General features: G+C 51.2%; 9 protein-coding genes and 1 pseudogene. 4 read left to right on the forward strand and 6 right to left on the reverse strand.

Features of this window, described 5'->3' with window-relative positions; translation table 11 throughout:
- Positions 1-31: 31 nt before the first annotated feature.
- Together H6F43_RS04805 and lptC are read left to right on the forward strand one after the other, a co-directional pair.
- A complete protein-coding gene (locus tag H6F43_RS04805) occupies positions 32-658 on the forward strand; it encodes an NYN domain-containing protein (RefSeq protein ID WP_190341211.1) in 627 nt (208 codons plus the stop codon).
- 128 nt (positions 659-786) lie between these two features.
- Positions 787-1,920: an LPS export ABC transporter periplasmic protein LptC gene (gene lptC / locus H6F43_RS04810; RefSeq protein WP_190341196.1), complete on the forward strand. Its 1,134-nt coding sequence runs from the start codon at positions 787-789 to the stop codon at positions 1,918-1,920.
- Here lptC and H6F43_RS04815 read toward each other — a convergent pair.
- Positions 1,917-2,120 (reverse strand): hypothetical protein, encoded by a 204-nt coding sequence (locus H6F43_RS04815; RefSeq protein ID WP_190341198.1) that lies wholly within the window; start codon positions 2,118-2,120, stop codon positions 1,917-1,919. The two genes, lptC and H6F43_RS04815, sit on opposite strands and share 4 nt — an antisense overlap.
- A 105-nt stretch (positions 2,121-2,225) precedes the next feature.
- Entirely contained in the window at positions 2,226-2,525 is a 300-nt protein-coding gene (locus H6F43_RS04820) for a hypothetical protein (protein ID WP_190341200.1), read from the reverse strand.
- Positions 2,526-2,830: 305 nt separating this feature from the next.
- Between H6F43_RS04820 and H6F43_RS04825 the strand changes: the two genes are divergently transcribed.
- Entirely contained in the window at positions 2,831-3,814 is a 984-nt protein-coding gene (locus H6F43_RS04825) for a PfkB family carbohydrate kinase (protein ID WP_190341202.1), read from the forward strand.
- Here the strand turns inward: H6F43_RS04825 and tmk are convergent.
- Entirely contained in the window at positions 3,811-4,488 is a 678-nt protein-coding gene (gene tmk / locus H6F43_RS04830) for a dTMP kinase (RefSeq protein WP_190341203.1), read from the reverse strand. The genes H6F43_RS04825 and tmk overlap by 4 nt on opposite strands.
- Before the next feature lie 193 nt (positions 4,489-4,681).
- On the opposite strand from tmk, the gene H6F43_RS04835 reads away from it, so the two are divergent.
- On the forward strand, positions 4,682-5,029 hold the full coding sequence (locus tag H6F43_RS04835; RefSeq protein WP_190341205.1) for a hypothetical protein: 348 nt from the start codon (positions 4,682-4,684) through the stop codon (positions 5,027-5,029).
- A 15-nt stretch (positions 5,030-5,044) separates the two neighbouring features.
- Here H6F43_RS04835 and H6F43_RS04840 read toward each other — a convergent pair whose 3' ends face one another.
- The 3 genes and pseudogenes from H6F43_RS04840 to H6F43_RS04850 form a co-directional block, all read right to left on the reverse strand.
- Entirely contained in the window at positions 5,045-5,467 is a 423-nt protein-coding gene (locus H6F43_RS04840; RefSeq protein WP_190341207.1) for an FHA domain-containing protein, read from the reverse strand.
- A 195-nt stretch (positions 5,468-5,662) separates the two neighbouring features.
- Positions 5,663-6,133: an FHA domain-containing protein gene (locus H6F43_RS04845; protein WP_190341209.1), complete on the reverse strand. Its 471-nt coding sequence runs from the start codon at positions 6,131-6,133 to the stop codon at positions 5,663-5,665.
- 18 nt (positions 6,134-6,151) lie between these two features.
- A pseudogene (locus H6F43_RS04850) lies at positions 6,152-6,463 on the reverse strand (heavy metal translocating P-type ATPase); the annotation flags it as partial.

Here is a 6,463-nt window from a genome sequence, read left to right on the forward strand (position 1 = left end):
TTTTCTTTCATAAAAGTGAAGTGTAATGACCATGTTAAATAACAGCCATAACAATAACAACAGCCTTGAGACCGAAGCGGTGTTTACACCAGAGCAGGTGCTAGAGAATCGCGGTCGCGTCGCCATTTTTATCGATGGCTCTAACCTGTTTTACGCGGCGCTGCAGCTTGGTATAGAAATTGACTACACTAAGCTGCTCTGTCGGCTGACGTCAGGATCGCGCTTGCTGCGATCGTTCTTCTACACGGGCGTCGATCGCAGCAACGAGAAACAGCAGGGATTTTTGCTGTGGATGCGGCGCAACGGCTACCGTGTGATTTCAAAGGACTTGGTGCAGCTACCAGACGGCTCCAAGAAAGCCAACTTGGATGTCGAGATAGCAGTGGATATGATGTCACTGGTTGGCTCCTACGACACAGCGGTATTGGTCAGCGGCGATGGCGATCTTGCCTACGCAGTCAATGCGGTCAGCTATCGGGGGGTCCGGGTTGAAGTGGTAAGCTTGCGATCCATGACCAGTGATAGCTTGATCAACGTTGCTGATCGCTACATTGATCTTGACAGCATTAAAGAGGATATCCAAAAAACGCCCCGCAGCTACACGTATCGCCCGCTGTCAAGCTTGGGACTTGCAGATGATGCGTCGCAGCAAGGTTGAGGGCTAGCCGTTAGAGTAGAAACTTCAAGACAGTAGCTTCTGAACTTTTTTATGGCTTAGTAGTCTAAAGTCGTAGTGTCGCGATTTCAGAAACGCGATCGTCTGTCCTATCGAGTTTCTCTAACCCTATGCGTTATCGCTTCCGCTCTGCTGCTTTAGCCATTCCATTGCTAATGGGCTTGCTAAGCCTGGAGTCCTGCAATCAACCAAATCGGGCGATCGATCAGCTTTCCAAAAATAGTCAACAGATTCAAGATTTCGATAACAGCCTCACCTTTAACTCGGTGACGTTGGAAGAGTTTGATGGCAAAGGACGGCTGTGGTGGCGGGTAAAGGCGAAGCAGGCAAGCTACAGCAGGGACAAGAAGGTTGCTCGTATCACTGAGCCAAACGGCGAATTCTTTCAGGATGGCAAGGGAATTTTGCTGGTGTCTGCAAAGAGTGGTGAGGTGCAGCAAGATGGGCAGAAAATTTTCCTGCGTGGACAGATTATAGCGACCGATACGCGAGACGGACTTGTGCTACGCGGCAACGAGTTGGAATGGCAACCGAGAAATGATCTTTTAATCGTCCGAGACAACGTGACGGGAACGCACCGTCAGGTGAAGCTGGCAGCCAAGCAAGGTCAGTTCTTCAGTCGGGCGCGGCGGTTAGAGCTGCAAGGACAAGTGACGGCAAACGCAACTCAACCTGCGCTCCTATTCAAGAGCGATCGTCTTGTGTGGCAAATCAGTCAGCAAACATTAACCACCGATCGTCCGCTGGAATTGGAGCGCACGGCGAGCCAGACCGCCCGAGATCGGGCGACTGCCAAGGAGGGCGTGGTCAGCTTGAGCGAAAAAACCGCCACGCTAAAGCAGTCTGCTCAAGTGACGTTTGCTAAGCCAGCCCTTCAGGTTGCCAGCAACGCGTTGATTTGGAGCCTCAGCGATCAGACAATTGTGTCAAGCCAGCCTTTGACCCTAGTGGATCGGGAGCAGCAAATTACCCTCAACGCAAATCAGGGACGACTGGATCTAGGCACCAATCTTGCATCACTAGCAGGCAACGTGCGCGGTGTGGGAGATCGCAACAAAACACAGATTCGATCCGATCGGCTGAACTGGAATTTGTCGAGTCGGCAGTTTGACGCGGAGGGCGATGTGGTCTACCAGCAAGCCAACCCAGCATTGAACCTGACAGGTCCTAGAGCCGCGGGTCGCCTGCAAGATCAAAACGTGGTAGTAAGCGGTGGCAGAGTGGTGACTGAGTTTATCCCCTAGTCCACTACTCGCAACAGTCCCATCTTTAGACGATCTATTAGATCGCGAACTTGACTTTGTTCTTCAGTGCTGAGTGGGTCTTCAGCAATCATTGCCAATAGGAAGTGGTGTTCGTCAGCGCGGGTAATTTTACCAGACTGGTAAACGCGGTTGATTACGTGTGCAATTGTGGATTCACGGAAGCTGGGCAGCACTAGCATGGGTGAACTCGGTAGATGGCGTTTCTAATCGTGTCTCAGCTAGCCTGCTGCTGCACCCTGCAATCAGGTCATCTAAGTGGGTGAAGCTGCAGCGGCAAGACTTGATCAATCGTAGTGCCGCTGAGATGCCCTGTGGTCGCCCGCTGAGGTGCGATAAATTTCCTCTTGTACAAAGCAGATTGAAACATGCTCTGCCGCCACAGTAAGCCAAGCATAGTAGCAGAGGCGGTCAATTTCGCTTAGGAGATGATCGACTAACCAGGGTTCCGAGCAATGGATCGTCAATACATTCGACTGGTCGAGCTGGAGTAAGCAGCACGTCAACGTGCTAGGAAAGAAGGAGCAGAGACGTTCCAAGCGGTGGTGTTCAAGGCTGAGTAAATCGTTGCGGGTTAGTAGAAACATGGCAATTTCCTCAGGCAGGAGTAATTATGATTTAACCCAACGCGCCTCACTCGCTTCTACGGTAAAAGCTAGGATTTCTTTTATAAGCTTTTTGATCTTTACGAGTTTTTACGGTCCTATCGTCAATAATTCTTAATGAGAGTTATGAGTAGCCGTTTCGAAAGTTAATAGCTTGTGATCGCTTGCCTTTCCTAAATCAGAGTTTCTTGAAAGCTTTATACAGTTCAGTTTAAAAACAGCTCAGGTTTGCTCACAGAGCGGAGAGTGGTCTGCTACCCTTCTAGAAGATTACGTAGGACACGATCGTGACCAACCCGCGCATTCTCTGTTTTGGCGAAATTCTCTTTGACTACATTGCAGACCAACCCGGGCTTCCTCTAGAGCAGGTCAAATCTTGGACGCCCTATCCTGGTGGAGCGCCCGCCAACGTTGCCTGTGGACTGGCAAAACTGGGCATTCCAACAGCCTTTCTTGGCTGTGTTGGACAGGACGAATTGGGAGACTCTTTGGTGCACCTGCTGCAACACAGCGGTGTTAACACTGACGGGGTTCAGCGCCACCCGACTGCTCCCAGCCGAATTGTGTACGTTGTGAGATCGGATACAGGTGATCGCACCTTTGCTGGATTTGGCGACTTGCTCACAACCGAGTTCGCTGATACACACGTACAAGCGGATCAGCTTCCCATACCGCTGTTTGAGACGGCAGAATTTCTCGTGTTAGGAACGCTGGAGTTGGCCTATCCTGATAGCCGCGCGGCGATTACCAGAGCGCTTCAGCTTGCCGATCAGTACTACATGAAAGTACTAGTGGATGTGAATTGGCGACCTGTGTTTTGGACAGATCCCACGATCGCCCCAGGTCTGATTCACGACCTAATCCGGCACGCCGATTTTCTCAAGCTTTCTGAGGAAGAAGCTGAGTGGCTGTTTGGCACAACGGAACCGGGCGTTATCGCGCATCGTTTGGGCAGCGTGGAAGGCGTGCTGGTGACGGCAGGTGAGAAAGGTTGCGCTTACTCCCTCGGCAATCACGAAGGTAAACTTCCTGGTTTTACCGTCGAGGTGGAAGATACGACTGGAGCAGGCGATAGCTTCGTCGCCGGATTTTTGTATCAGCTCTGTCAACACGGCCTAGAGGAAATTGCTTCTCCGGCCATCGCTCACAAAGCGATTCGCTACGCTAGTGCGATGGGTGCTTTGACGACCATGCGATCAGGCGCGATTGCGGCTCAGCCTACTGCCGCAGAGATCGACGCCTTTTTATACATGGAGCAGCAACCTGGTTAACCAGATAGTGGTTCGGTAAACCACTGCTCGAATTGCTGCTGTAAAGCAGCTTGGATCTGGTGAGCGACAGCTGATTCAGAGCCACTGGCGTCAATGCGGATGACACGGTGAGGATGCGATCGCGCTAGTTCTGTAAAGCCCTGCTGTACGCGCTGGTGAAACACGATGTCTGCCTGCTCAATACGATCGGCCGTTCCACGTTGGTGCGTTCGATTAAGTCCAGTTTTAACATCCAAGTCTAACCAGAGCGTCAGATCGCTCTCAAGACCATCGGTCGCAATCTGGTTGAGCAGATAAATTAGATTTAGATCAAGACCGCGTCCGTAGCCCTGATAGGCGACGGTAGAATCTGTGTAGCGATCGCACAAGATTACCCCTCCCTTCGCTAGGTGGGGACGCAAGCAACCCGCTACGTGCTGTGCTCGATCCGCTGCGTACAGCAACAATTCAGTGCGATTCTGCATTGGCTCCTGAGTTACCTGGCCCAGTAGCAGGTGGCGCAGAGCTATGCCAAGTTCGGTTCCCCCTGGTTCGCGCGTGACCAGCAGCGATCGCCCTTGCTCCTGCAATCGCGCCTCCCAACCGCTCTCGCTTAGCCATTGACGCGATCGCTGGATCTGCGTGGTTTTGCCACAGCCCTCTACCCCTTCAAACACAATCAGCTTGCCGTACATACCCAATCGTTGCTGTTCAGTGCGTCTCTGGTTCGCTGTTCTAAAGTGTAATTCTATCTATGAAATGTGCAAACACAGGCTGGGCATAGCGTGCAGCAGCAACAGAGAAATCAATGACCTCGCTATCCTGTACCCTGCTGTGTTCAATCAAGTTATCATGGCAGGGTCGCGCTGTCTCTTGTCCGAGAACGTTATGGCTCGTTATACCTGCTTATTTACGGTTGCAACCCCTGTCGATAATCTTCAGCGGCTACTTGGTGAACTGCTGGAGTCCTGCAAGTTTGATATTATTTATCAGACTGAAGACTATTTAATGGCACGCGAAATCCCTGGTGGTATAGCGTTCTCCAAACTCGTCGTTGTGGAAGTGTTGATTGACCGCACTACGGCAACAGACCGAGAGGTACGAATGAATATCGTGATCAAGAACGAGGAGCTACCGCTCCAGGTAGACAACCACTGTCGCCAAATGTTTAACGTGGTGAGTGATGCGATCGCGCAGAATCGCCAAATTCAATTAATCGAAGCCGTCGCGGGCTAGGGCGATTACAGTTGATCAGTCCTCCGGGTCGCCCACCATGCCCGGACTGATCAACGTGATGTCAAATTCATCGGGTGGAACGGTTTGGATCGCATCTCGCTTCAATAGGTAGTAGAGGGCATTTACGCCCGGTCCAAATACCACCTCGTCTTCGTTTTCTAGATCGTGCGCTTGCAGCTTACGACCATTAATTATCAACCCGTTCGCGCTGGTTCTGCCTCTGAGATTACCATCCACAATCCGGTAGTAGTAGGTGCCGTCTTCGTTCGGCATCTGTACAAGCGTTGCGTGGCGCCGGGAGACAAATTGAGAGACCAGACGAATATCACACTTAGGATCACGGCCGATCGAGTAAACTGGACCATCCAAAACAAACTCGCGGCGTCCTTTGTCGTCCTGAATAATCAGTAGATGATTTTGATGCGGTTCTGAAGGCATTGAATGATTGGAAAAAGCAATGTTGATTTCGGAAATAGAGCGGTACTTCATCGAAGCACAAAATTCTACGAATTGACTAGGTGCTGACCAGATATTGCTTGTTGTTGAGAGCCATCTGCGGCAAGCCCCATCAATGCTAACTGCTGAACACCTTAGTGAAATCCGTTAGCTTACGCAGATGATAGGGGCGCTCGCTCAGCCTTTACCTGCTCCATTTTTAGGGTTGTCCTCATCTTCAGGTTCATCGTCTTCAGGTTCATCTACCATACCGGGACTAATCAACGTAATGTCAAACTCATCGGGTGGAGTTGTATCGTAGGCGTCGCGCTTGAGTGCCAGGTAAGTGGCAAGCACCTGAGGTCCGAAAACGATTTCATCGTCATGTTCAAGGTCATGCGCCTTGCGTTTGCGACCGTTGATCCGAATGCCGTTGACGCTCGGTTCGCCCTTGGGGTAGCCGTCTACGATCCGGTAATAGTAGCTGCCGTCGTCATTGAGGATTTGAACCAGGGTTGCATGCCGACGGGAGACGAACTGAGAGATAAGGCGAATATCGCATTGTGGATCTCGCCCAATTGAATACATTGAAGCGTTGAGTGCGTACTCCCGCCTGCCAATGTCGTCCTGAATGATAAGAAAATGGTTTTGACGGGGTTCTGAGGGCATGGAACAACTCCGTATTATCTAAACCTCGCTGTTGGGCACATCCGATGTTGATCGATGTGGAAAGGTGAGATACAGCAGCAAGGAATTTGTCACAACGCTGACAGAGCTAAATGCCATCATGGCTCCTGCCCAAGCGGGGCTAAGCAGAATCCCAAATGATGGCAACAGTACGCCTGCTGCGAGAGGCAGCCCAAGAACGTTATACGCGATCGCCCAAAACAAATTTTGACGAATTTTATTGAACGTCGCCCGGCTGAGCCGAATCGATTCTACAACGTCTGTCAGGCGATCGCGTACCAGAATGATCCCTGCCGTCTCCACCGCAACATC

This window comes from Leptolyngbya sp. FACHB-36, from assembly GCF_014695955.1.
Lineage (GTDB): Bacteria > Cyanobacteriota > Cyanobacteriia > Leptolyngbyales > Leptolyngbyaceae > FACHB-36.